General features: G+C 35.9%; 28 protein-coding genes. 7 read left to right on the top strand and 21 right to left on the bottom strand.

Annotated elements, in window-relative coordinates:
• Window positions 1–161: 161 nt before the first annotated feature.
• The 8 genes from HMPREF2603_RS01975 to ppdK all read right to left on the bottom strand — a co-directional run bounded on the left by HMPREF2603_RS01975 (window position 162) and on the right by ppdK (window position 10,781).
• Window positions 162–1,718, bottom strand: coding sequence for a BCCT family transporter (locus HMPREF2603_RS01975; RefSeq protein WP_002479522.1), 1,557 nt, complete (start codon window positions 1,716–1,718; stop codon window positions 162–164).
• A 166-nt stretch (window positions 1,719–1,884) separates the two neighbouring features.
• The gene (locus tag HMPREF2603_RS01970; protein ID WP_060803680.1) at window positions 1,885–2,898 is read right to left on the bottom strand and encodes a zinc-binding alcohol dehydrogenase family protein; all 1,014 of its coding nucleotides are present in this window, start codon (window positions 2,896–2,898) and stop codon (window positions 1,885–1,887) included.
• Window positions 2,899–3,035: 137 nt separating this feature from the next.
• Window positions 3,036–4,046 (bottom strand): zinc-binding alcohol dehydrogenase family protein, encoded by a 1,011-nt coding sequence (locus HMPREF2603_RS01965; protein WP_060803688.1) that lies wholly within the window; start codon window positions 4,044–4,046, stop codon window positions 3,036–3,038.
• Between the two features lie 12 nt (window positions 4,047–4,058).
• Window positions 4,059–5,078 (bottom strand): NADP-dependent oxidoreductase, encoded by a 1,020-nt coding sequence (locus HMPREF2603_RS01960; protein ID WP_060803679.1) that lies wholly within the window; start codon window positions 5,076–5,078, stop codon window positions 4,059–4,061.
• Between the two features lie 58 nt (window positions 5,079–5,136).
• On the bottom strand, window positions 5,137–6,024 hold the full coding sequence (locus HMPREF2603_RS01955) for an alpha/beta hydrolase (RefSeq protein WP_002479526.1): 888 nt from the start codon (window positions 6,022–6,024) through the stop codon (window positions 5,137–5,139).
• A gap of 125 nt (window positions 6,025–6,149) precedes the next feature.
• Window positions 6,150–7,163, bottom strand: coding sequence for an NADP-dependent oxidoreductase (locus HMPREF2603_RS01950; RefSeq protein WP_060803678.1), 1,014 nt, complete (start codon window positions 7,161–7,163; stop codon window positions 6,150–6,152).
• Window positions 7,164–7,336: 173 nt separating this feature from the next.
• Window positions 7,337–8,152, bottom strand: a complete 816-nt coding sequence (locus tag HMPREF2603_RS01945) for a pyruvate, water dikinase regulatory protein (RefSeq protein ID WP_002479528.1) — start codon at window positions 8,150–8,152, stop codon at window positions 7,337–7,339.
• Window positions 8,139–10,781: a pyruvate, phosphate dikinase gene (gene ppdK, locus HMPREF2603_RS01940; RefSeq protein ID WP_060803677.1), complete on the bottom strand. Its 2,643-nt coding sequence runs from the start codon at window positions 10,779–10,781 to the stop codon at window positions 8,139–8,141. Before ppdK ends, HMPREF2603_RS01945 begins: the two co-directional genes overlap by 14 nt.
• A 216-nt stretch (window positions 10,782–10,997) precedes the next feature.
• Here ppdK and HMPREF2603_RS01935 point away from each other — a divergent pair, with 216 nt between their 5' ends.
• The 7 genes from HMPREF2603_RS01935 (at window position 10,998) to HMPREF2603_RS01905 (ending at window position 16,088) form a co-directional block, all read left to right on the top strand.
• On the top strand, window positions 10,998–11,639 hold the full coding sequence (locus tag HMPREF2603_RS01935; RefSeq protein WP_023014963.1) for a Crp/Fnr family transcriptional regulator: 642 nt from the start codon (window positions 10,998–11,000) through the stop codon (window positions 11,637–11,639).
• A gap of 86 nt (window positions 11,640–11,725) precedes the next feature.
• Entirely contained in the window at window positions 11,726–13,660 is a 1,935-nt protein-coding gene (locus HMPREF2603_RS01930; RefSeq protein ID WP_070501880.1) for a heavy metal translocating P-type ATPase, read from the top strand.
• Window positions 13,599–13,814, top strand: a complete 216-nt coding sequence (locus tag HMPREF2603_RS01925; protein WP_057509872.1) for a heavy-metal-associated domain-containing protein — start codon at window positions 13,599–13,601, stop codon at window positions 13,812–13,814. Before HMPREF2603_RS01930 ends, HMPREF2603_RS01925 begins: the two co-directional genes overlap by 62 nt.
• A 102-nt stretch (window positions 13,815–13,916) precedes the next feature.
• Window positions 13,917–14,441, top strand: coding sequence for a YfiT family bacillithiol transferase (locus tag HMPREF2603_RS01920; protein WP_060803675.1), 525 nt, complete (start codon window positions 13,917–13,919; stop codon window positions 14,439–14,441).
• Between the two features lie 177 nt (window positions 14,442–14,618).
• Window positions 14,619–15,098 carry a PTS sugar transporter subunit IIA gene (locus tag HMPREF2603_RS01915; protein WP_002479534.1) on the top strand — a complete coding sequence of 160 codons (480 nt, stop codon included), beginning with the start codon at window positions 14,619–14,621 and terminating at the stop codon, window positions 15,096–15,098.
• 145 nt (window positions 15,099–15,243) lie between these two features.
• Complete coding sequence (locus tag HMPREF2603_RS01910) at window positions 15,244–15,609, top strand: hypothetical protein (protein ID WP_060803674.1); 366 nt, start codon at window positions 15,244–15,246, stop codon at window positions 15,607–15,609.
• Window positions 15,606–16,088 (top strand): CPBP family intramembrane glutamic endopeptidase, encoded by a 483-nt coding sequence (locus HMPREF2603_RS01905; RefSeq protein WP_070501878.1) that lies wholly within the window; start codon window positions 15,606–15,608, stop codon window positions 16,086–16,088. Before HMPREF2603_RS01910 ends, HMPREF2603_RS01905 begins: the two co-directional genes overlap by 4 nt.
• 75 nt (window positions 16,089–16,163) lie before the next feature.
• Here the strand turns inward: HMPREF2603_RS01905 and HMPREF2603_RS01900 are convergent, their stop codons facing one another.
• From HMPREF2603_RS01900 to rpsK, 13 genes are all read right to left on the bottom strand, one after another.
• Entirely contained in the window at window positions 16,164–17,384 is a 1,221-nt protein-coding gene (locus HMPREF2603_RS01900) for a PAS domain-containing protein (protein WP_060803673.1), read from the bottom strand.
• Between the two features lie 155 nt (window positions 17,385–17,539).
• Window positions 17,540–17,995 (bottom strand): histidine phosphatase family protein, encoded by a 456-nt coding sequence (locus HMPREF2603_RS01895; protein ID WP_231724084.1) that lies wholly within the window; start codon window positions 17,993–17,995, stop codon window positions 17,540–17,542.
• Between the two features lie 38 nt (window positions 17,996–18,033).
• A complete protein-coding gene (locus tag HMPREF2603_RS01890; protein ID WP_023014969.1) occupies window positions 18,034–18,276 on the bottom strand; it encodes a DUF7695 domain-containing protein in 243 nt (80 codons plus the stop codon).
• A gap of 32 nt (window positions 18,277–18,308) precedes the next feature.
• Window positions 18,309–19,151, bottom strand: coding sequence for a glycosyltransferase family 8 protein (locus HMPREF2603_RS01885; protein WP_060803672.1), 843 nt, complete (start codon window positions 19,149–19,151; stop codon window positions 18,309–18,311).
• Between the two features lie 205 nt (window positions 19,152–19,356).
• Entirely contained in the window at window positions 19,357–19,749 is a 393-nt protein-coding gene (gene rpsI / locus HMPREF2603_RS01880; protein ID WP_002479540.1) for a 30S ribosomal protein S9, read from the bottom strand.
• A 19-nt stretch (window positions 19,750–19,768) separates the two neighbouring features.
• Window positions 19,769–20,206 (bottom strand): 50S ribosomal protein L13, encoded by a 438-nt coding sequence (rplM, locus tag HMPREF2603_RS01875; RefSeq protein WP_002479541.1) that lies wholly within the window; start codon window positions 20,204–20,206, stop codon window positions 19,769–19,771.
• Window positions 20,207–20,419: 213 nt separating this feature from the next.
• The gene (gene truA / locus HMPREF2603_RS01870; RefSeq protein ID WP_002479542.1) at window positions 20,420–21,223 is read right to left on the bottom strand and encodes a tRNA pseudouridine(38-40) synthase TruA; all 804 of its coding nucleotides are present in this window, start codon (window positions 21,221–21,223) and stop codon (window positions 20,420–20,422) included.
• A gap of 4 nt (window positions 21,224–21,227) precedes the next feature.
• On the bottom strand, window positions 21,228–22,034 hold the full coding sequence (locus tag HMPREF2603_RS01865) for an energy-coupling factor transporter transmembrane component T family protein (protein ID WP_002479543.1): 807 nt from the start codon (window positions 22,032–22,034) through the stop codon (window positions 21,228–21,230).
• Window positions 22,024–22,884, bottom strand: coding sequence for an energy-coupling factor transporter ATPase (locus HMPREF2603_RS01860; RefSeq protein WP_002479544.1), 861 nt, complete (start codon window positions 22,882–22,884; stop codon window positions 22,024–22,026). Before HMPREF2603_RS01860 ends, HMPREF2603_RS01865 begins: the two co-directional genes overlap by 11 nt.
• The gene (locus HMPREF2603_RS01855) at window positions 22,881–23,690 is read right to left on the bottom strand and encodes an energy-coupling factor transporter ATPase (protein ID WP_031262423.1); all 810 of its coding nucleotides are present in this window, start codon (window positions 23,688–23,690) and stop codon (window positions 22,881–22,883) included. The genes HMPREF2603_RS01860 and HMPREF2603_RS01855 overlap by 4 nt, the downstream gene beginning before the upstream one ends.
• A gap of 357 nt (window positions 23,691–24,047) precedes the next feature.
• Entirely contained in the window at window positions 24,048–24,416 is a 369-nt protein-coding gene (gene rplQ, locus HMPREF2603_RS01850) for a 50S ribosomal protein L17 (protein ID WP_002479546.1), read from the bottom strand.
• A 22-nt stretch (window positions 24,417–24,438) separates the two neighbouring features.
• On the bottom strand, window positions 24,439–25,383 hold the full coding sequence (locus HMPREF2603_RS01845; protein ID WP_002479547.1) for a DNA-directed RNA polymerase subunit alpha: 945 nt from the start codon (window positions 25,381–25,383) through the stop codon (window positions 24,439–24,441).
• 89 nt (window positions 25,384–25,472) lie between these two features.
• Window positions 25,473–25,862, bottom strand: a complete 390-nt coding sequence (rpsK, locus tag HMPREF2603_RS01840; protein WP_002479548.1) for a 30S ribosomal protein S11 — start codon at window positions 25,860–25,862, stop codon at window positions 25,473–25,475.
• Window positions 25,863–25,874 lie beyond the last annotated feature (12 nt).

Here is a 25,874-nt window from a genome sequence, read left to right as displayed (position 1 = left end):
ATCTTCTCACGGTGCTGCACCTCCTCATATCAATGTTTGTGACGTTACTTTTTTTATACCCCGACTCATTTATAAAAAAACACAATAAATTTTATTGTAAAAAATAAAAGCATAAGTTTGTTTATCTTATGATAAAGCAACTTATGCCTTCATTTTTTTAACTATTCTTCTATTTCTTCCCTGTTACTTTTATGCGATAAAACTTCCGAATGTTTATATCTGGGTTGTTGGTACCGTGGCTTTTCTTCACCTAATGCTCTAAACAACGACCACATCATTAAAATAATAACGATTGAGAATGGCAGTGCTGCGATAATTAATAAGTTTTGAATCGCTTGTGTTCCGCCTGTATAAATCATAATCAACGCAAATAGTGCTAAAATCACACCCCAAGATACTTTAATTGCTGAAGCTGGGTGGATACTTCCTTTTGCACTTAACATACCAAGCACATAAGTTGCTGAGTCTGCTGAAGTGACGAAGAAAATCATGATAACTACTAGCGAAACCAAACTTAATAAAAAGCCGAGCGGATAGTGTTGTAAAGTTGCGAAGGTAGCTGTTTCTGTTGCTTCTTTCGCAATATCCGCAATACCGTTTTTCTGTAAATAGATTGCAGCTGATCCGAAGACTGCAAAGAAGAAGAAACAAACTAAGGCTGGTACAAATAAAACACCTAAAATAAACTCTTTAATAGTACGACCGCGTGACACACGCGCAATAAAGATTCCTACGAATGGTGCCCATGAAATCCACCATGCCCAATAGAAGACTGTCCAGTTCTGCATCCATTGGAATTTTTCTCCGCCGTTTTGCGGAATACGTAAACTCATCCCAAAGAAATTGTAAATATAATTACCTAATGAGTTTGTAAAGTTATTTAAAGTAAAGAGTGTCGGTCCGACTGCGAATAATACGATTAAAACGATAAATGCTAAAATCATATTAATATTACTTAAAGTTTTAATCCCTTTATCGATACCTGACCATGCACTCCATGTAAATAAGAACGTCGCAATAATCACGATAATAACTTGCATTCCGAAGTTAGATGGTACTTTGAATAAATAGTTTAATCCTTCGTTAATTTGCAACGCACCAAACCCAAGTGTTGCCGCAACACCTGTTACTGTCGCAATAATTGCTAATACATCAATGGTACCACCAAGCGGTCCATTCATACGTTTTTCACCTAATAACGGTACCAACGTTGCACTCACTAAACCTGCATAACCACGATGGAAACTGAAATAAGCGAATACTAACGCAACAATACCGTATACGGCCCAAGCATGAACGCCCCAGTGGAAGAACGCAAACTGCATCGCGTCATCAATGGCTGCTTGAGTTCCAGCTTTATGTATCGGCGTTTGAGTAAATGCATGACTGATAGGTTCAGCTGTTGTCCAGAAAACTAAACCGATACCCATACCTGCACTAAACAACATCGCAAACCATGATTGCAGTGAAAACTCTGGATCTTCTCCTTCTTCTCCCAAAGTGATATTTGAATAACGTGAGAAGAGTAAGTAAATACATACAATCAATATCACTAATAATAAAATCAGATAATACCATGTAAAGTATTTAGCGATGAAAGTTGTAATTTGTTGTGTCCCTGCTTCAAGTTGTTTTGGGAAAATCGCACCATAGATTACAAATAATGTACAAATGACGAGCGCAAACCAAAACACTTTGGTAATCTTTTTCTCTTTCATACCAATAATCCCTTTCTAAATTTGTTGATAACATGTAATTACCCGCTATGACGCTTTTCAATCTCATTTATACAATTATTTTTCTTCTCATAAAAAAACTTATCAAATTTATTATGCACTAAAAATAGAAGCACTGAGAAAATGATTCCCTGTGCTTCAAAAATAATTATTCGTTTTCCATATTAATCACTAACTTACCAATCATGGATTGATTTTCTAATAGTTGATGCGCTTCATATAGTGTTTCTGTAGTTAACCCTTGTATTTCCTTCGTTTTCGTATGTTGATACGTACCCGCTTCTAACTTCTTAGTCAAATCTGTCAAATGACGATGGAACGTAATCACATTTAAACCATAGTCCGCACGACCAAACATATAATCATGTGTGAATGTCACGCTCTTACCTTTCAATAAGTTTAAATCTTGTTTTTCATCAAAGGCCACAATTGTGACAATATGACCACGTGCTTTAACTAAATCAATCATTAATTCATAATAGCCATCCGTGTCATACGTACAGAAAACATAATCAAATGGCGCAACTTGATGTTCATCTAATTGTGCTTTGATATCTTCTTTATGATTAATCACTAAGTCAGCACCCATTTTTTCTGACCAAGCTTTTGTTTCTTCACGTCCAGCAGTTGTCACTACTTCTAGTCCATAAGCTTTCGCAATTTGTGTTGCGATACTGCCGACACCGCCAGCACCGTTAATAATGAATAATGATTTGCCTTTATTATTTTCAGGATTAGATGAAATGTTGAACGTATCGAATAACACTTCATACGCTGTTAGTGCTGTTAACGGTAAGCTAGCTGCTTCTGTAAATGTTAAGTTACTTGGTTTTTTACCTACATAACGTTCATCCATCACTTGGTACTCTTCATTTGAGCCATCATAAAAGCTCGCACCTGAATAGTAAACTTCATCGCCGACTTTAAATAGTTCACAATCTGGTCCTGTTGCTTCTACCACACCTGCCGCATCAAACCCTAAAATACGTGGTGCTTTTTCAACAGGCGCTTGGCGAATTTTAGTATCTACAGGATTAACACTGATGGCTTTGACTTTTACTAATAATTCATTGCCTTTTGGTTCAGGCTTCGTTTTATCAAATTCATAGAATAAATTACCTTCAGATAATTCAAATCCTCGATCTGCACCGATTGCTTTCATTTATATCGTTCCTTTCTTTATATGTTGTGCCCTTATCATAGAATGACCGATATGAATAAGCAATTTTTCCGTCTTATAACAAAATGACACTAGAATTTCGCTTTGTCAGCATTCTTCTAGTGTCATTTATATTTTAATTATGATTCCATATCAAACACAATTTTACCTTTCATCACATGGTCTTCTAGTAATTGATGCGCTTCAAATAGTGTTTCTGGCGTTAATTCATCGAAGACTTTCGTCACTGTCGGTTGATAAACACCCGCTTCTACTTTTTTAGAAACGTCTGTTAAATAACGGTGATATTGAATCACATCTATATTATTCAATGAACGTGCAAACATATTTTCATGTCCAAATGTTAAACTTTTACCTTTCAACAAGTTCAAATCTTGTTTTTCATTGAATGCGACAATCGTCGCAAGTGTACCGCGTGCTTTTACAAGATCAATCATTGTTTCATAATATAAATCTGTATCGAACGTGCAGAAAATAAAGTCAATGTCTTTAACATTGTTAGTTTCAAGTTGTGCTTTCATATTTTCTTTATAATTGATTACTAAATCTGCACCCATTTTTTCTGACCAGGCTTTAGTTTCTTCTCTGCCTGCTGTCGTAACGACTTTAAGTCCGTATGCTTTAGCGATTTGTGTCGCAATACTGCCGACACCGCCTGCACCATTGATAATTAATAAGATTTTCCCTTTATTATTATCAGGGTTCGTAGAGATATTGAAAATATCGAAAAGAACTTCATACGCCGTAATAGAAGTTAATGGAAGACTTGCCACTTCTGTATAAGATACATTGCTAGGTTTGGTCGCCACATAACGTTCATCCATCGTTTGATATTCGGCATTAGAACCATCAAATTTCAATGAACCAGAATAAAAGACTTCATCGCCAACTTGGTAAAGTTCACAGTTATCTCCTGTTGCTTCAACAACACCTACTGCATCATATCCTAAAATTCTAGGCGGTTGTTCAATAGGTCTTTGACGTTGTTTAGTGTCAATCGGGTTTGCGCTGATTGCTTTAACTTTAATTAATAATTCTCTATCTTTTGGCGTTGGTTTTTCTTTATCAAATTCATAAAATAAATTGCCCTCTGATAATTGAAAGGCACGATCTGCTCCAATTGCTTTCATCATCTATACACCTCATTTATCTAATACATTAGAAATTTTTATCACTTGTTTACCAAAATTCTCACCTGTGAAAAGATTATTGAAGGCTTTAGGGACTTGGTCAAAACCTTCTGCTACAGATGTTTTCGTTTTAATCTTACCTTCTTTAACCCATTGTGCTAATTCTTGACCTGCACGCGCAAAGTCATCTTTGAATTGATGCACTAAGAAACCTTGCATCAATGCTTGATGTTTAATTAACATCGGTTGCACTGCAGGTTCGTAAGAAACTTCTGTATCATTATATTTAGAAATAGAACCGCATACCGGTATACGTGCGAATGTATTTAAGTGTTTAAATACTTCATTTGCGACAGTTCCGCCAACGTTTTCAAAGTAGACATCTACGCCGTCCGGTACTGCTTGAGCTAAGGCTTCTGCATAATCTTCTTTCTTATAATCCACCGCTTCATCAAAGCCTAGTTCATCAACAAGATAGCTTGTTTTCTGATCTCCGCCTGCAATACCGACAACACGGGCACCTTTGATTTTTGCGATTTGGCCAACCACTGCACCGACTGCGCCAGAAGCCGCTGAAACCATGACTGTTTCACCAGCTTTTGGTTGACCGATATCTAACAAGCCGTGATAAGCTGTTTGACCAGTCATGCCTAAAACACCTAAGAATAAATAAGGTGGTACATCTAAATCTGGCAAATGCATTAAATCATCAGCTTTCACTGTACTGTATTTTTGCCATGGCAACATACCAGACACTGTGTCACCTTTTTTAAAGTCAGAATGATTGGATTCTGTTACTTGTCCTACTGCTAAACCTACAATTGGCTGGTCTAATTCAAAACCGCCGATATAAGAATTCGTATTCGGTTTCATACGATTACGCATATAAGGATCAGCTGAAATATAAGCTGTTTCAATTGTGACTTCTCCTTCTTCAGGTGAAGCAATATCAATTATTTCAAAGCGAAAGTCCTCTGCTTTAGGCAATCCTTCTGGATATTGTGCTAACACAATTTGTTCATTTTGTGTCATGTCATCCGCTCCAATCTATGAGTCATTATATTATTAGTATTGCCGAATTATGATTTTTCTAACCTTGCTTACTGCCCCATAAGAACTTAAAGATATTTTCCGCAACTTTATCACTCTCATGAAGTTGACTATGTTGACCTTGTTTACCTTCTATCAAAAGTTCACGATAACTTTTCGCATGATCTTTCATAATATATTTTAAAGATTTAGAAGAAGCATTTGTCACACGACCATCACTGTGTGTACCATCTTGGATATCTCCATAAATATTTAAGATTTCTACATTTTTATAGGCAGGATCTTTTTTCAACTTCAATATTTCTACATAACCATCTGTCATTTGATCAGGCTTCCCATTTTTATCTAATGTTACTTTTCCTGGTTCATCTCCCATACCGATGATGCCATTAAATATACCTGCGATATTGACTTGTTTATGTAAAGTCGGCAAGTCTGGATTATTACTGTTGTCTAACATGTACTTCGCAAACGACATATTACTCATAGAATGTGTCACAATGTTGAATTGTTTAAATTGATAATCTTGTTGTAACGCTTCAAGTACATTTTTAATCCAAAATGCATTCAGTTTCATGTCACCATTTTCGTTATCCTTCAAATTAACTAAAACAATCGGGTGTTTATCTTTCGTATCAAATTTACCTTTTAAAGTGACATGGCCATTTGCCCCTACTGTCGCGACGACCGGCTTTTTCGTATAGCCTTCTTTTTGTGCCTGTGTTTCAAAGAAGCGTAATGAATTCACACTGCCGCCATAACCATGCATAAAAATTGTAGGTGTATTGATTTTTGTTTCTTTATCTAACGGATTTGTGGGGTGATATTCAGCCCATATATACTTAACAATACCTAGTACGCCTAAAACAATCGCAATTATGGCGATAATTCTAATCGTTTTCGCATCAGGTTGATTTTGTTTCTCCATCTCTATCCCCTCGTTCTTTCCTGCTGATTGTATATTTTCACTTAAGTATAGAGGTTTCTTTAAAGGACTGCAATGAAAAATAGGCATTCTAAAAGTGGTGTATCACCTTTAGAATGCCTAAATGATTAATCTAATACGGAAGAAACTTGAACGATTTGTTTGCCAATTTCTTTACCTGTAAAGAGTGCTCTGAATGCACTTGGGATGTTGCCGAAGCCTTTTACTAATGACGTTTTTGTTTTGAGTTTTCCATCTTTGATCCATTGTGCTAAGTCTTTTTCAGCACGTTCAAAATCATCTTTAAATTGAGAAGCTAAAAACCCTTGCATCAATGCTTGATTTTTAATCAACATTGGTTGAACAGCGGGTTCATATGATATTTCTTTATCATTATAGTTAGAGATTGAACCACACACAGGTATTCGCGCAAATGAATTTAAATGCTTAAATACTTCATTCGCAACTGTACCGCCGACATTTTCATAGTATACATCGACACCATTTGGTACTGCTTTAGCTAATGCTTCAGCATAATCCTCTTTTTTGTAGTCGACTGCGTCATCAAATCCAAGTTCATCTATGAGGTATTGTGTTTTAGCCTTACCGCCGGCAATACCTACTACATAGCAATCTTTGATTTTCGCAATTTGGCCGACGACTGAACCGACAGCACCTGATGCTGCTGAAACAACAACCGTTTCACCAGCTTTTGGTTGGCCAATTTCTAACAAACCATGATAAGCCGTTTGACCCGTTGCACCTAAAGCACCTAAATACCAATGCACTGGTATATCATCATCTACATTTAGCACTTCCAAATCTTCTGCCGACATTGTATTATAACGTTTCCATTCAAACAGACCTCTGACAATGTCTCCTTCTTTGACCGTATTGTCTTTTGATTGAATTACTTTTGCGAGCCCTCTTCCCCATATTGGTTGATCAATTTTGAAGGCTGTCACATAAGAAGCCCCTTTAATCATGCCATTACGAAAATAAGGATCAATTGATAGGTATGCTGTTTCTAATAACACTTCACCTTGTTTTGGCTCTATGATTTCAGCTGGTTCATAACGAAACGTTTGTTCATCTGGTAATCCGTCTGGAAATTGTGCGAAGACAATTTGTTCATTTTCCATTTTAACCGCTCCTTTTTTTACTTATACTTCTAAATTAAATGTGAAATGCATAAAGTTCAATATAAGCAACTTAAAAAGCCGTAACTGAATGGAGGCAGTTACGGCTTCGTTTATATTTGTGAGAAGTTATTAAGGAATTTTCTATTATGTTTAATGGATGAATAGAATGGTTGTTATTTGTTCAGGTATTTTTCAATGTAAAATGCAGATTCTTCGATAGATTTATATTCCGTGTTAATGACAATGGCATTAAATTTATCAAAGACTTCTTCCGCATAACTTAATTCTTTTTTAATGCGATGTAAACTGTTGTAGTTGGCTGAACCTTTCATACCCAGTACACGGATGCGTTCTGTACGGATATTCATAATATAATCGGGACTTGCGGTTAAGCCGAATACTAACATTTTCTTGTTGAAGACTTCTTCAGGAATCGGTGCTTCAGGTACTAATGGAATATTGGCGATTTTATAACCTTTGTTCGCAAGATACATACTAAGAGGTGTTTTAGATGTTCGGGACACACCTAGAATCACCGCATCTGCTTCTTCAATACCGGTAAAAACTTTGCCATCATCATATTTGACTGAGAATTCCATTGCCTCAATACGTTCAAAATAGTGCTGATCCATTTTGCGTAAGGCACCGCTTTCACGTAAGGCTTTTTTATGTGTTTTGTTTTCAATTAAATTAAGCAAATCTGTCATATAATCTACATAAAGGATACCTTGCTCTTCAGCATAAGCTTGACCGATTTGATTAAATTTTGGATTCACGAGCGTTGTGATGACAATCGCATCACGCTGCTTTGCTAATTTTAAAATCGTTAGAAATTCTTCTTCATTTTTAATGAAGGGGAATTTCTTAATTTCTACGTCATCTTCTATATCAGGAAACTGCGTTAGTGTCGCATGAATCATACGCTGTGCAGTTTCTCCGATAGAATCTGACACTATATATAATGCTAAATGTTCGTTATTGTTTTGCACCGATTGCTCTCTCACTTTCTGCTTGGCTTTGAGCAGCAGCCAACATTGCGCCAGGAACTCTGAATGGTGAGCATGAGACATAATCAATCGCTAAGTTATTGAAGTAATGAATTGATTTCGGATCACCGCCGAGTTCACCACAAACCCCAATTTTGATGTTTGGATTTGCAGCTTTAGCTTGCTCTACTGCTGTTTTAATCAACTGACCTACACCGTCAACATCCAATGTTTGGAATGGGTCCACTTCAAGTAAGCCTCTGTTGATATATTCACTGATAAATTTGCCTGCATCATCACGAGAGAATCCAAATGTTAATTGTGTTAAGTCATTCGTACCGAAACTGAAGAACTCTGATTCTTTCGCAAGTTGCCCTGCAATCAAGCAAGCTCTTGGTGTTTCAATCATTGTTCCGATTAAGTAATCGATCGACGTATTGTCTTTTGCTAACATGCTTTCAGCTGTCGCTTGGATTGTGTCTTTTAATGTTTTGAATTCTTCTACTGTAGATACAAGCGGTATCATAATTTCAGGTTGACTTTCGATACCCTCATTTTTTAATTTTAACACACTGCCGATAATCGCTTCAGTCTGCATTTCAGCAAGTTCTGGATAAGTTACTGCTAAACGGCAGCCACGGTGACCAAGCATTGGGTTAGTTTCATGCAAGTCAACAATACGTTTACGCAGCACGTCTTTATCAACATTTAATTGTTGTGAAACTAATTGAATTTCATCATTTGTTTTCGGTAAGAATTCATGTAATGGCGGATCCAGTAAACGTACAATTGTCGGACGGCCATTAGATAATCTGAAAATCTGTTCGAAGTCTTCAATTTGATATTTACGGATTTCATTTAATGCTTCGATTCGTTCCTCTTGTGAAGAAGCTAAGATGAAACGACGCATTTGAACTAAACGTTCTGCACCGAAGAACATATGCTCAGTTCTGACTAAGCCGATACCTGCTGCATCAAATTGGTAACCTGATGCGATGTCTTGTGGTGTTTCAGCGTTCATGCGTACATTTAAACGTGCAGTTTCTTGTGTCCATTGCATGAAGCGATCAAAGTCTTCACTGTGGTCAGCACCTGTTTTTTCAATATCGCCTAAATAAATGTTACCTGTTGAACCATCAACTGAAATGATGTCACCTTCATTTAACGTTTGGCCATGATATGTTACAACTTTATTTTCAGTATCGATATTTAAGTTTGAACAGCCTGTTACACAACATTTACCCATACCGCGAGCAACAACTGCCGCATGAGATGTCATACCGCCATGCGTTGTCACAATCGCTTCACTTGCGACCATACCTTCAATATCTTCAGGTGATGTTTCAGGTCGCATTAAAATTACTTTTTCACCTTGATCCGCTTGTACTTTCGCATCTTCTGCCGAGAAGACTACTTTACCTGTTGATGCACCTGGACTTGCAGGAAGACCTGCATCAGAAATTGCTTCTGCCGCTTCAATCGCTTCTGGTTTGAACGTCGGATGCAATAATGTATCAATTGATTTTACATCTACCTTTGTTAGCGCCTCTTCTTTAGTGATAACCCCTTCATCTACTAAATCAACCGCAATTTTCATTGCTGCTTTGGCTGTACGTTTCCCATTTCTTGTTTGTAAAATATAAAGTTTACCGTTTTCAATTGTGAATTCGATATCTTGCATATCTTTATAATGTGCTTCTAATTTCTCAGTCACATCTACGAACTCTTGATATACCTCAGGCATTTGTTGTGCCAGTGTTTCAATTTCTTTTGGTGTACGAATACCTGCCACAACGTCTTCACCTTGTGCATTTAATAAGTACTCACCAAAGACATGGTTATCACCTGTCACAGGGTTTCTTGTAAAAGCAACACCTGTACCACTGCGGTCTCCACTATTACCGAAGACCATTTCTTGGATGTTGACACCTGTACCGATATCGTGTGGGATATCATTTAAATCACGGTATACACGCGCACGGTCGTTATCCCAAGATTTAAATACCGCTTCAACTGCTTCAGTCAATTGTGTAAATGGATCTTGCGGGAATGGTTTATAAACTTCTTCTTCATAAATTTCTTTGAAACGTGCACTGATGACTTTTAAACCTTCTGCTGGAATTTCAGCATCAGTTTCATAACCATTATCTTCTTTATATTTGTCGAAGTAGCGATCAAATGCTGTCATGTTGATACCATATACAACTTGTCCAAACATTTGAAGCAAGCGACGATAACAATCATACGCAAAGCGTGCATCATTTGTTTTTTCAGCTAACTTCTCAACATTTTCATCATTTAAACCTAAGTTTAAAATCGTGTCCATCATACCCGGCATTGAAATTTTCGCACCACTACGGACAGAAACTAATAACAAGTTGTCGTCAGATGAAAAAGATTTCCCAGTACGTTCTGAGAAAGCTTTGAGCTGTGTATGTAATTCCTCTTTTAACTCGTCAGATAATGTTGCGCCTTGTTTCAAATATTCAATACATGCTTCTGTAGTTATCGTAAAGCCATCTGGTACTGGTAAACCTAAGCGCATCATTTCAGCTAAGTTTGCACCTTTACCGCCAAGCAAATCCTTCATGGATTGACTACCTTCTTCAAATGCATAAATATATTTTGTCATTTGTAGATCACCTCATCTATTTTTATCAATGTGTCATACTAATTAGTTTATAGTATGTCATACTGAAAACGCTTTGACAATTAAAAACATACAATTGTTTCAATTAATTTGTTAAATATTTCACTAATTCGTTACATTTTAGTTAAAAGCAATGTTATTTACCCTTTTAATTAAATGAATTAAGCTAAAGATAAGAAGATTAAAGGAGCATCCATAATGAAAGGTTATGAATTATGTGTCAGTAAGGTACCCTTATTCCAAAATTTAGATACAGAAGCATTAGAACATGTCTTTTCAAAAGTTCATGCGACAAAAGTACGTAAAGGCGATTACCTCTTTATGGCTGGAGATGATGTACATACTTTATTTGTAATTCATTCCGGCAAAGTACGCATCTATAGACTGACGGATGAAGGGGATGAACAATTAATCCGTATTTTAGAACATAGTGATTTTACAGGTGAGTTGACTTTATTTAATGCATCAGATAGTGCTAATACGTATGCAGAAGCGTTAGAGGACAGTGATGTATGTACGATTAACCAATCCTCTATTCATCAATTAATGACAGATTATCCTGAAATCGGAATTAAAATGATTGAAGGTTTGGCAGAACGATTGAATCAATCTGAAACGATGACGACACAAATCGCATTGATGAGCAGTAAAGAGCGTTTACTGGAATACATCCAACTAGAGACAACAGACGGTTTATTAAAGCTTTCAATGACTAAAAAGAATTTAGCGACTTATTTAAGCATGCAGCCAGAAACACTAAATCGTACCTTCAAACAACTGGAACAAGAAGGTATTTTAGACAAAATCAATCACAATACCTATAAAGTACTGAAAAATTGATCTAGGTCAATTTTATTTCTCTCCTTCTCTCGTATCATTAAAAGTGAAAGCAGACATCACTTCATATGAGAGGAGGAGTTTTTTTGATGTTTACAAAATGGATTTATCGTTATGAACAAACATTGACATTAGTCGCATTCATTGCCATTGTAGCTGGCATCTTGATACGTATTTTTCTAAAAGATATTGCTGTAATGGGAGATGCCTTGCTTATCTTTGCGACTGCCATTGCGATGTTGCCTATTGGATTACGTGCAATACAGGCACTAAGATTTAAAATGTTCAGCATTGAACTGCTGATAAGTATCGCAGTTATCGGTGCACTCTTTATTGGTGAATTTATCGAGGCAGCTGTTGTAACGTTTCTATTCTTATTTGGAAGTTATTTAGAGAAAAAGACATTAGAACGGACACGTCGCTCCATTCAATCTTTAACGGAATTATCACCTGAAGAAGCCTTAATTAAACAAGCGGATGGATCACGTACTTTAGTATCAATCGAAGAAGTTTCAAGAGGTGATCGCATTATATTAACAGCAGGCAGCCGTGTACCTGTTGATGGTCACATCATTGAAGGTGAAGGTACATTTAACGAAGCCTCTATTACAGGTGAATCGGTTCCACTGACAAAGCGCCAACAATATACGTTATACAGCAGTACGATATTAGAATCTGGTTATGTTGAAATGATTGCGGATAAAGTCGGAGAAGATACTGCGTTTGCGAAGATTATTGATTTGATTGAAGAAGCTCAAGAAACTAAATCTAACACCGAACGTTTCTTAGACCGCTTCGCTAAATGGTATACACCCGCTGTCATTGTATTAGCCGCTATTGTTGGGCTCATCACTTGGAACTTGCATCTCGCAATTACTTTCCTCGTTATCGCATGCCCAGGTGCATTAATTATCGGTGCCCCTGTTTCAAGTGTTGCGGGTATAGGTAATGGCGCAAAACATGGTGCTTTGATCAAAGGCAGTGACATTATGGAGACCTTAGCACATATTGATGTGATGGTCTTTGATAAAACAGGTACATTGACTAAAGGACAACCAGAACTCTTACGTGTACAAACTTATAATAATCCGCCTCATGATTTATTAGGTTTAATCGGTACTTTAGAACAAACCTCTGAACATCACTTAGCCCATACGATAACAAGTTACGCTGAACAACATCATGTGTTGACGGATTATGTTGTAGAATCAACAACGCCGATTAAAGGAAAAGGCATTGCAGGTCAAGTTGATCATCAACAATTAATCGTCGGTAACCGTGCTTTGATGCAGGATCACCATATTGATATTTCACAAGCTGAACAAGATGCCTTATACGAAGAACAAACCGGTCATACTTTAGTCTTTGCGGCAATTAACGGAAAACTAGCAGCTGTTTTATCGATTAAAGATGAAGTACGTGAAGATGCGAAACAAGCCATTGACCTAATGAAACAACATGGTGTGAAACGTACCATTATGTTAACGGGTGATAATGCACATACTGCACGTGTGATAGCAGAACAGTTAGATATAGATGAGGTTGAAGCAGGCTTATTACCTGAAGATAAAACAGCTTACGTTAAACAACTACAAAATCAAGGTTATCATGTTGCGATGGCTGGTGATGGTATTAACGATGCCCCTGCGATTGCGACTGCAGATATCGGCTTAGCTATGGGAGATGGCGGTACAGATATTTCAATGGAAACCGCAGATATCGTATTAATGGCGGATCGTTTAAAACAATATGCTCATGCATTCTTATTAGCTAAAGCCACACACCTTAATATTAAACAAAATATCTGGATTGCGATGCTGACGGTATTCGTACTGCTCATCGGTGTACTCCTCGGCGGTGTGAACCTAGCGATTGGAATATTTATCCATGAAGCAAGTGTCTTAGTTGTAATATTCAACGCTATGCGTTTAATCAAATTTAAAATTAAAGGAGAAGATTTAAATGAAACAACTCAAACTACAATTAGAAACCCTGACATGCCCTACTTGTATCAAGAAAATTGAAGGTGCTTTAAATAAAACAGAAGGTGTTGAATCAGCAAAAGTCTTATTCAACAGCAGTAAAGTCAAAGTTAAATATGAGGACACAATCATCTCTTCTGAACAAATCAGCGAAACAATAGAACAATTAGGGTATAGTGTCTTACAAGTAGCTTAGTCTTTCATACAGAATATTAAAGTAAAATAAGTCAATTATCTATTTAAATTCACGTGTGATATACTAGCACTTCATTCAATATTTGATGAAAGGTGATTAACCATGCTGAAAAATCAATTTCCAATCGGTAAGTTCCAAAAACCAGATCGTTATAGTGTAGAAGATTTAAACACGTGGATTGATGCGATTGAAGAATTACCAGATATACTCACAACACTCACAACGAACGCATCTGCAGAAGAACGTCATGCGACCTATCGTGAAGGCAGTTTCGATGTTCAAACTTTAATTCACCATATTGCTGATAGCCACATGCACGGTTTTATTCGTACGAAACAAACATTGACTGAAGACCATCCATTTGTCACATCATTCCTACAAGATGCTTGGGCTGAAGCTCCAGACAATCAAGCACCCTTAGAATACTCACTAGAACTGATTGACGGCATGCATAAACGTTGGGCCATCTTATTACGTGACCTGCCTATCGAAGCATTTGACCGTACGTTCTACCATCCTGAAGAAGGTGAAGGTAGACTTGCAGATCTTGTAGCTAAAATGGCTTGGCATGGTAACCATCATCTAGAACATATTAAATTGGCACTAAAGGAAATTGAGGAAAGTTAATATATTTTATAAACGTCGGTGTCTTACATCGACGTTTATTTATGACAAATATTTTAAAATTGTGAGATGTATTGTGGTATAAAACACATAATACATTGACATCTATCTATTCATTTACCTATACTTTAATTGACCAGATAAATATTAAAATACTTACTAACGAAGAAGGAGCAACTTATGACTCAATTATTTTCAAAAGATAGCGTTTTTGTATCAAATGCGGATAGTAAAGAAGCGGTACTAACAGAAGTATCAGAAGCATTAGTAAAAGCAGGTTATGTAAAAGACAATTTCTTAGAACATGTTTTAGATCGTGAAAAAAATTACCCAACAGCCCTAAGCTTATCAAATATCAGTGAAACATATCCTAATGTGGCAGTACCTCATACTGAACCTGAATTTGTAAACACAACTAAAATTGTACCTGTTAAATTAACTAACCCTATCGTATTCCAAAATATGAGTTCACCTCATAAAGATTTACCAGTAGAATTCTTATTTGTGATTTTAAACGGTACAAAAGCAACTCAAGTACATTTATTATCAGACCTTATCGTGTTCTTTGAAAAACAAGATAAAGCTGAATTAGAAAAATTCTTTAAATTGACTGATACAGATGCGATTTATGAGTATCTTCAAGCAAACTTTAAAAAATAATTTTTTCTACTAACGACATTCGTATATTGCTTTAATCCTCAAATCAAATTGGTTTGAGGATTTTTTACGTTTAAAGGACCAAAATTAAATAAAATTGGGTATTATTATTTAAATGCTTTTACAATTTAATATTAAGGAGAACGCCATGCAGAGAAATAAATTACGTTTATTGATTCCTATTGTCACTTTATTATTAATTATGGTTTCAGCTTTATATGTACAAACTACACAAAGTGGTTTGATTCAAACGAGCGCAGATACCAAGGACAAAACTCATTTTATGAATATTTGGTTTATCTATTTAATTCCACTTGTTGTGCTATTTGTTTTACCTTTACACTTTAAGTTTCAACCCCTTATTCAGAAACCTTTGAAGTCAGAACGTATTTTACTTATATTAGGTGTTTTATATATCGTACTTGTGTTTCTTACACCTAAACCCTACTTTGAGCTTTTTTATATTTATAAATTTGTATTATTGTTGTTGTTTCCTTTATGGATTATTAAGTGAGAAAACTGTCCATACTCTCTAAAGCTAATCCAGTCATTGATTGGTCTCTTGCGCCTATTGTCTATGTGATTTGGTTAGTGCTCTATTTTAGTCCTTTGAACAACTTATCTAATATCTCTTATGATGAACCTTATCTTTTCGTACTGATATTTGCGATCATTTCAATATTAATGAATGCTGTGTTAGAAGAAGTGTTTTACCGTGTGTGGCTACAAACACGTTTAGAACATTTGGGTATAGTGTCTTCTGTATGTATCAGCACAGTACTTTGGTCTTTATGGCATGCGGGCATCCAAGGACAAGGAAATCTTTTGGATTTGTCAGCACAAGCATTGGTCACACATGCGCTTGCGGGGATATTCCTTGGCTTTTTCTGGGCCAAATATCGAAATATCTACTTACTGATATTAATTCATATCTGTATGAATTTCCCGCTATACTTGATTACTTATTGGTCAAAATTCTTACCGTTTCTTTAAAACGACTGTGATAAATGAACAACCCACGAATCAATATTGGACTCGTGGGTTGTTCATTTTATTATTAATTAACGTTTATTGTTTAGTCGCATCTCGTTTGAACTTTTGTGGTAACTCAAAGAATGGTTGAATATCTTGTACATATTCTAAAATACCAATATATTCATCTTTTTCATCAAATAAAGCTTTGTATGTGACGTGAATGAATTGGTTACCTTTTTTAAACCACATGGATTCAGACTTTTTTTGTTTTGTTTTCAAATCACGAATAATCTGCATCACTTTGCTTAAACTTTTTGGTGGATGACAATTAGCCACATTTCTTCCAATAGAGATAGGTGTACGGATAAACATCATGTCAGACGCTTCAACTAAATCATTGAAATACTTAAAAGTGCCGTTTTTATCTACAAACGTAATTTCTACTGGCAAGTTATTTAAAATAAGGTCCGCTTCTTTTGTCGTTAAGAAACCTCCACCAAAGCGCAAATTCTGTTGCCCTTGTTTTGCATCATATTTTGCGTCAATAGAAGTTAATTCTATTTCAGAATCGTGCCATATCTCAGGAACTTCTATCGCATAGCCAAAAGCACTGCTTTCTTGCGCAATTTGTTGCCACTCAACTGCACTGATGTCTTCCTGCATTAGTGGGATGAATAGTATCTCTTCTTGGCGTAACATGTCCGTTAAACTGCTTTCTAATTCAGTATAAGCATTTTGAATATGTCGCCAATCTACTTCTTCAAGTTTAGCTACACGTTTTTGTAGTTTATTCAACGCAAAACGAATCACATCATCATCTGCCCACATTTTTCTCGGTAAGATATACTCTCCTCTTCGTTCTATGACAGGAAAGATAATCTTTTCTTTACGATTAAAATGTGGAATTAAACCTGAAAGTGTTTGAACTTTCCCTTTAAATAATTCAACCGCTTCTGTTTCATTCACCTTTACTTGATTTAACAAAGCGCTCGTTTCTTGAAGCAATGACTTAAATATATTAATTTCTTGTTGGAAGATATTCAGTGGATGCGTTTTATCATTTGAAAGTGTGATTTCTGTCAGTGATTGTTTTGTCACCTTTTCATATGTTGAGACAAAACGTTCTATTTCATACATAGACGTAAATTTTTCAATAAAGTAAAGCTGTCTAAGTGCTTCTGTTATTTTACTGCTTGATTCGTTTTGAGAGAGTTCTATTAACATGTCAGTAATATCTTCTTGATGTATATGTTGATCAATGAGTCCTTTAACTTCTTCTTTAACCTCATTTGAAACTGAACTAATATTAAACATCACAAACACCTGCAATTCTTATATTTCATCTCTTCTAGTATAACTGTTTAATATCAGTGACGATATTAGCATATTCACTGAATTTAATGTTTTAAATCACTGAATGTGCGTTAACGCTTGTGTGTTCGTCTCATACAAATAGATAGAAGGCATTTTCATTTGTAGGAAATTTTCATTTGTAGGAAATCTTCATATTGAAACTTGCCTTTAGTTAAATGATTAAATAACAGTGACATTGCGGTGCCATGTCCACATATTAATAATGTAGATACATTACTATTCTTTATAATTTGATTATAGGTTTGAACGATACGATTTTGTACTTCATTTAAAGACTCACCATTTTCCAACTTATAGTCAAAATCTCGCCACTGCTTTTCCGCAAATTCATAAAAGTCTTCTACCCAGCGTCCTATTTTTCTTTCACGCAAACCTTCGTCTTTATTAATCGGAAGCTTCAATCTTTTTGCTGTGGGTAATACAGTTTCTATGACACGACGATAAGGACTGGCGTATATTTGTTCAATGTTTTTATCGTCAAAAAAAGATGCCAATGCTTCTGCTTTATTCAGCCCTTCTTTAGTTAAGGGTGCAATGACATCTTCTTTCACACTATTATCTCTTAATGAATGTCTGACAAAGTATATTTTCATTCTTTTTTATTCTCGTCCTCCTCATCCTCTTCTTCATAAATTGTTAAACTCAAATCAATATAATCTTCCATTTTACTACCTTTACCTTCTTGAGGATTCCACAGTACTCTTTGGTAATCTGTTCCTCCATCCAAAAAGATACAACCACATTTACAATTGACCATTTCATGTCTATGTGTAGATTCGATAATATCTCCGCACATTTTACATTTCGCAATACTTCTGATGATTTTTTTCATGATGTCCCCTTCTTTCAAGTATTGAGTTTTATTTAATCATTTAAGTTTTCAAGTTGTTCTAATCTTTTTTGATACTGAAGATATAACATGGTAAATCTACTGTTACTTTTGTTATCCCAAGGTTTTGGACGACCACAAAAATGTAAGAACACAGTATGATAGGCAACCCAATGTGTATCGTACTCACCTACACTTTTTGTATAATACATATTTGCTTGTCTTGTGTCATAATTCCAAATTTCTTCCGGTATTTCTTTAATCTTATCACCATACAAACTATTCATAACGTCTTGATCAGGTAATAATAAGTATTGATTATTTTTCTCTATAAAATTAAAAATATCATCCATGCTTATTTCTTGTCTTGCTTTTTCTACATCAATCAACATAACTCCTGAATTGAAATATACTTGACCTTGTTTCGTACCTAAACGTAGATTATTCATGCCTTGTGAAAATTTTGTAAATCCTTCATGTGTTGCTGCCGCAAATATATTCCTTTCTAAATTCAGATTCCATAAATCGTCTATTGTATTAATCACTAAAATATCTGGATCTAAATAAAGTACTTTTGTCACTGATTCAGGCAGTAATTCACCACACGCTAATCTAAAGTACATTTCTTGAGGATAACGTTCAACTGTTTTCGCATTGCCAAAATAATTAGGCGGTACTTTAACTTCTTCTAATTCCATATTAAATGATGACAATAATTCTTCTAACTGCATTAGTTTACTTTGTGGTATCTTCTCATGAACCAACCAAACTTTAAATGATAAATGGGGATTCGTATCATGTAATGATAACAACATAACCTTTAATGGTTTCAAATAGTTTTCATTTAGCGTTACTAAAATATCTACTTTTTCATGCAATGTTACCGCCTCCTTCTTTTAAAATAATCATATCACACACAACTAATTAATTAGAATTGAAAGCACCAGCGAATTAATGATATGAAAGTATACCAGAAATGAAAAAATTTCTAAAAGGTCGATATGTAAATAACTTTTACGGGCATAAAAAAACACTCCCCAAACTTGGGAAGTGTTTGAATAATAGTAATCGTTTGTCCAACAATTAACGTTTTGAGAATTGTGGTGAACGACGTGCTTTTTTAAGACCTGGTTTTTTACGTTCTTTCATACGTGGGTCACGAGTAAGTAATCCAGCGCGTTTTAAAGAACTTCTGTATTCAGGATCTGCTTCTAATAATGCACGAGCGATACCGTGACGGATAGCTTGTGCTTGACCTGTGAAACCGCCACCGTTAACGTTAACTAAAACGTCGTAGTTACCTTGAGTTTCTGTAACTTCGAATGGTTGGTTTAAGTCTAAGATTAATGATTCGAATGGTAAATATTCACGTACGTCAACACCGTTTACAGTGATGTTACCTTCGCCTGGTACTAAACGTACACGTGCTACTGAGTGTTTACGACGGCCTGTGCCTCTATATTCAACTTGTGCCAATGTAATTTCCTCCTTCTAATTAACCACGTAACTCGTAGTTTTCTGGTTGTTGTGCAGCGTGTGGATGTTCAGCGCCACCATATACAAATAATTTTTTACCTTGTTTTTCACCTAAACGGTTGCTTGGTAACATACCTTTAATTGAAATTTCAAGTAAACGTGCTGGGTTTTTCTCTTTTAATTCACCAGCTGTGATTGATTTAATACCACCTGGGTAGTTTGAGTGACGGTAGTAAACTTTGTCAGATTCTTTTTTACCAGTCATTTCGATTTGTCCAGCGTTGATGATGATTACATAGTCACCGTTATCAACGTGTGGTGTGTAAGTTACTTTATGTTTTCCGCGTAAAATAGTTGCTACTTCTGATGATAAACGACCTAGTGTTTGGCCAGCCGCATCAATAACATACCATTTGCGCTCAATGTTTGATTCATTAGCCATAAATGTTTGACGCATAATAATTGTCCTCCTAATAATAACTGCGTGTTGAGTTGCTTTTTAAAAAATCAATGTTACGATTCAAAGCTCAGATAATTTCAGATTGTTGATTTCGTTTCGACTTTGCTTCTATATCTAGTAACACAATAAGTTTCCGGGGCTTATCGTGGGGTGATATAAAACAATACCGCATATAATCGTATAATTTATTAGTGTATTTGTCAATACGAATCAGTCATTTTGCAATGATTTTTTGCGATGAATTTTTATATCTGAACCAAAATCTTGTATCAGTGATTCTGGTGATAAATATATCTTTTCTAAATACAATCCTTCTGCGGGTGCAGTGAACGGTACTTGATTACGATCTTTCGCTTCTAATAAGCCTGGAACTTCGTCTGGTGATCGCTTACCTTTACCGACTTCGATTAAAAACGCGACTAACACACGTACCATATTATATAGAAAACCAGAGCCAGTCACAACATAGTCAAAGCCATTTTTTGTTTTAATAATTTCACTTTGATAAAGCGTACGCTCTTTACTTTCTACTTCGGTCTTTTGTGAACAAAATCCTGTAAAATCATGCGTACCGATAAATTGTTGTGCTGCTTGATTCATTTTATCTAAATCTAAGTCATAATCATTATAAGTTTTTAAACCGCTCATAAAAACATCGCGATGCGCACCTTGATACACCATATAACGATATCGCTTTCCTACGCAGTCATAGCGGCAATGAAAGTCGTCATCGACGATTGATACCTCTTTGACATAAATGTCGTCAGGCAGTGCGCTATTCATCGCATATTGCCATTGCTTAGGTGCGATATCTAGTTCTGTATCAAAATGGAAATATTGTTCCATCGCATGCACCCCTCTATCTGTTCTGCTTGAAGGATGGATACGTACATGACGCTTATGCATACGTTTTAAAATCTTCTCAAATTGTTGTTGCACGGTTCTACCGTGTTGTTGAATCTGAAAGCCTAAGAAGTTGCTTCCTTGATACGCTATATTAACTAAAATACGCACACGTCTACACTCCTAAATATTTTAATACAAATAATATAACCGCAATTGGAATCAATGAACCGATAAGCAAAGTATCTTTCCAATGCCATTCTAATTTACGGAAACTTGTACGTTTTGATTTTACATCATATCCACGTACTTCCATCGCAATTGCTAAATCTTCTGCACGTTGAAAGGCAGAAATAAATAGTGGAATCAGTAATGGAATAAATGCTTTGATTCTTTGTCCCATTGAACCTGAACTAATTTCAGATCCTCGTGATTTTTGCGCTAAAATAATTTTATCTAACTCTTCCATTAACGTTGGGATGAAACGTAGCGCAATGGACATCATCATGCTTAATTGTTGTACAGGGACTTTTACAACTTTAAGCGGCGATAAAATTTTATCAAAGGCATCTGTTAATGCGATCGGATTCGTTGTTAAAGTCATAATCGTTGAAGCCATCATAATGAACATCAACCGCATAGATATAAAGATCCCTTCTTTGATACCACCTGAATCAATCGAAATAAATTTCCAGCTGAACAACGTCGTTCCGCCTTTAGTTAAAAACAAATGCATTAAAAACGTAAAAATTAAAAAGAACAGTATTGGGGTTAAGCCTTTTAATAAATAAAACAGCTTGATTTTACCACAATACATAAATATCAATAACACTAACAACATCCACCCATACATCGGGAAGCTATGACAGAAAAAGACTAAGACAATATAGAAAAAGACAAATGCTAATTTAGCTCTAGGATCCATACGATGTACTATCGAATCCAGAGGTAAATAGCGACCAATGATAAATTTATTTTTCATTTCGCTGCCACTCCCTATAGAGTTCAATAAACTCTTCGTCAGTTAATGCTGTATCAGATAGTTTAGTCTGATGTTTGTGTTCAAAGTCTCTTTGTAGTTGCACAATGTCTGGTAAATCCAATGAATAATCATTAATACGCTCGGAATCACTGAATAATGCTCTTGGTGTCCCCTCATATACAAGCGTTCCTTGTTGTAAGACTTTAATACGGTCTGCATATTGTGCAACGTCATTCATGTCATGAGTTACCAATACGATAGTCTTTCCTTCCTGCTGCAACTGTTTTAGTAAACCCATCACTTGCTTTCGACTGTGTGGATCTAAGCCTGCTGTCGGTTCATCTAATACAATGATGTCTGGATCCATCGCAAGAATTGAAACAATCGCAATTTTACGCATTTGTCCTCCAGACATTTGAAAGGGTGATTTGTTCATCACATCGCGATCAAAACCTAATTTCATCAGTAAGCGATATGCATAGTCCTTTACCTTGTCTAAGTTCATATTGAAATTTTTGGGACCGAACAGAATCTCACGCTCTACACTATCTTCAAAGAGTTGTGATTCTGGAAATTGAAAGACAAGCCCTACACGTTGTCTCATAGGGCGAATCGCTTTATCCTTAGTCTTTGCCTTCAGAACTAAATCATCAAGCGCTACGGTGCCGTAAGAGGGCTTTAACAAGCCATTAAAATGTTGGATTAATGTAGATTTGCCTGAACCTGTCTGACCAATAATCGCATAATAATGTCCTGGTTCAAACTCTGTATTGATTTGATGTAATGCTTCATATTCAAAAGGTGTGCCTTTTTGGTACACATATGTGACGTCGTTAAATTTTATACTCATAAACGTGCCACCAGTGCATCATATGTCAGAAACTCAGACGGGTTACCAAGCAATGAATTAATGCGCATTGGAAATGGTAAATCTAAACCTATTTCTGTTAATGATGCTCCTTTCTCAAAAATTGCTTCTGGTGTACCTTTTTCATACACCTCTCCACGATTCATCACAATCATATAATCTGAATCTAATGTTTCAGTTAAATCATGTGTAATCGAAATAATCGTTACATTTTTTTCAGTGTTCAAATGTCTGACCAGCTGCATCAGCGATTGTTTGCCTTCAGGATCTAACATAGATGTGGCTTCATCTAAAATAATCACATCAGGACTTAAAACTAATACACCAGCAATCGCAACACGTTGTTTTTGTCCGCCTGATAAGGCTTGTGGTTCATGATTGCGTTGCGCATACATTTCAACTTCTTTTAATACTTGCGGGACAGCTTGATGCATTTCTTCATAAGGGACTTCGAAATTTTCTAAACCGAATGCGACATCATATTGAACTGTAGAGCCCACAAATTGGTTCTCAGGATTTTGAAAGACTATGCCTAGGTGTTGACGAATCTCTGCTAAATTATCAGCTGTCATTGGTTGACCGTTTACAAGAATTTCCCCTTTTTGAAACGGCATCATACCCATCATCAGTTTTGCGATGGTAGATTTACCTGAACCATTATGACCGACAATAGAGGTCCATTTACCTTTAGGGATATTAAATGATAGATTTTTTAATGTGAACCATTCGTCGCCTTGGTATTGAAATGACACGTCATTAAATTCAATAATGTTCTCTGTGTTCAATATGACTCTGTCCCTTCTGTTTATTTTCACTCTACTTATTGTACATGAATATACGATATGTGTATATCCAAGACTATGTATCAAAAGCCCCTGTACCTAAAGAGAGTAAAGGGGCTTCGAAATAAAAAAGCGCGCACCCCATTCAATAATTGAGTTCACGCTTTAAAAAATATTAAGTTCTGTGAATGGGGTACTCTGAGCTAGACAATATTTGTATGTGGCAAACATTATCGTTGCACTCATTTGCTTTATATATTCATAAGTTCAGTGTGTTTACTTGTACAATGATAAGCGCACAATGTCATCACCATCGTGTGCTTCTACTTATCATCGTTGCTTTGTTACAAGTTAAAGTTGGAATTAAACGAATTCGATAATTGCTGCTTCAGCACCGTCTCCGCGACGAGGACCTACTTTAAGTACACGAGTGTATCCGCCTTGGCGTTCTGTGTAACGAGGAGCAATTTCACCGAATAATTTTTGTAAAGCTGTTTGTGTAGTTTCATCTTCGTTTAAGATTTCAACATCACGAACGATTCTAGCTGCTTGACGACGTGAAGCTAAATCTCCTTTTTTACCTAAAGTGATTAATTTATCAACCACACCGCGTAATTCTTTAGCGCGAGCTTCAGTTGTTTCAATACGCTCATTAACGATTAATGAAGTAGCTAAGTCACGTAACATTGCTTTACGTTGATCAGATGTACGACCTAATTTTCTGTAACCCATGAGTTAACCTCCTTTACCTTTATCAATCTTCTTTTCTTAGACCTAAACCTAAGTCTTCAAGTTTGTATTTTACTTCTTCTAAAGATTTACGACCTAAATTACGTACTTTCATCATATCTGCTTCAGATTTGTCAGCCAATTCTTGAACGCTGTTGATGCCTGCACGTTTTAGACAGTTATAAGAACGTACTGATAAGTCTAATTCTTCGATAGACATTTCAAGTACTTTTTCTTTTTGATCTTCTTCTTTCTCAATCATGATTTCAGCGTTTTTCGCTTCATCAGTGAGTCCAACAAAGATGTTCAAGTGTTCAGTCATAATTTTTGCTGCTAATGAAACTGATTCTTGTGGAGTGATTGATCCATCAGTCCATACATCTAATGTTAATTTATCAAAGTCACTGCTTTGACCTACACGAGTATTTTCTACTGTATAGTTAACTCTTTCTACTGGTGAGTATAAAGAGTCTACTGGTATAACACCAATTGGTAAATCACTAGTATTATTTTGTTCAGCTAATGCGTAACCTCTACCCTTATTTGCAACAAGACGGATTTTTAAATGTCCACCTTTAGCAACTGTAGCAATTTTAAGCTCTGGGTTTAAAATTTCAACATCACTATCATGAGTAATGTCAGCTGCAGTTACTTCGCCTTCATCTTTAACATCGATTTCTAATGTTTTATCTTCTTCAGAATAAATTTTAAGAGCTAGTTTCTTAATATTCATAATGATTGTAGATACGTCTTCAACCACATTTTCAATTGCTGAGAATTCGTGTAGAACTCCCTCAATTTCGATGTACTTAACGGCTGCACCTGGTAATGAAGATAGTAGGATACGACGTAAGGAGTTTCCTAGCGTAGTGCCATAGCCACGTTCTAGTGGTTCAACAACAAACTTACCGAATTTAGCATCTTCACTAATTTCAATTGTCTCAATTCTAGGTTTTTCAATTTCTATCATTATTTACATATCCTCCTTGGTTACGTCGACTTATAAGATACAGTTTATCTTAGTGATCTGCGGAAAATAACTATTTCTTGACAATAATATTATACGCGACGACGTTTTGGCGGACGGCAACCGTTATGAGGTACTGGAGTAACGTCTCTAATAGCTGTTACTTCTAAACCTGCTGATTGCAATGCACGGATAGCTGATTCACGGCCTGGACCAGGTCCTTTTACTGTTACTTCTACAGATTTTAAGCCATGTTCCATAGCTGCTTTTGAAGCAGTTTCTGAAGCCATTTGTGCTGCGAATGGTGTAGATTTTTTAGAACCTTTGAAACCAAGCGCACCTGCTGATGACCATGATAATGCGTTACCAAATTCATCAGTGATTGTTACGATTGTATTGTTGAAAGTTGAACGAATGTGAGCCACACCGTTTTCAACATTCTTTTTCACTCTGCGTTTACGAGATACTTGTTTACGTGCCATTAATATTTTCCT

It is taken from the genome of Staphylococcus sp. HMSC055C03, from assembly GCF_001809385.1.
GTDB classification, from domain to species: domain Bacteria; phylum Bacillota; class Bacilli; order Staphylococcales; family Staphylococcaceae; genus Staphylococcus; species Staphylococcus simulans.
The sequence above is the reverse complement of the archived record's forward strand: the minus strand, read 5'-3'. Positions and strand labels throughout refer to the sequence as shown.